We start from the raw sequence: 426 nt of genomic DNA on the forward strand, positions 1-426 counted from the left end.
GTCGGTTGCCGACAACTGGAGGGACGGAGCGGGCCGGAACAACGGAACCACCACGACGCGCCCGACGTACGAACAGACCCACTCGTCCTGGTTCCCCGAGTCGGCCCCCTCGCCGGTGACAGTCCTGCTCACCGACCTGCGCCAACTGGCTGCTCCACGGAATCCAGCCCAAGAACGCCCACCCCGCCCTGCGCCCCGGCGCCTGCCGCTCCCGCGCCCACAAACGCGAACACCCCGGCTACGGCGGCCGCCGGGTGTTGGTCTCCCGCAAGTGGTCCGGCAAGACCCTCACCGACCACCGCACCGAACGCCGGACCTAGGTCCTCGACGTCCTCGGCTCGACACCGCCGGCCGTGTCGAGCCGCTACGTCTGGGGACCCCGACATGTCGCCCCTTGCGACCCGGCTGCTGCGCGCGGTCGCCGAA

The 426-nt window shown here is 71.6% G+C and carries 1 pseudogene; it reads left to right on the top strand.

What is annotated here, in order from left to right:
* Positions 1-134: 134 nt before the first annotated feature.
* Positions 135-320: pseudogene (locus BI06_RS55780) on the top strand (replication initiator); the annotation flags it as partial.
* Between the last annotated feature and the right edge of the window lie 106 nt (positions 321-426).

The sequence above is a fragment of the Kitasatospora sp. MBT66 genome (assembly GCF_000710405.2).
In the GTDB taxonomy this organism is placed as follows: Bacteria; Actinomycetota; Actinomycetes; order Streptomycetales; family Streptomycetaceae; genus Kitasatospora; species Kitasatospora purpeofusca.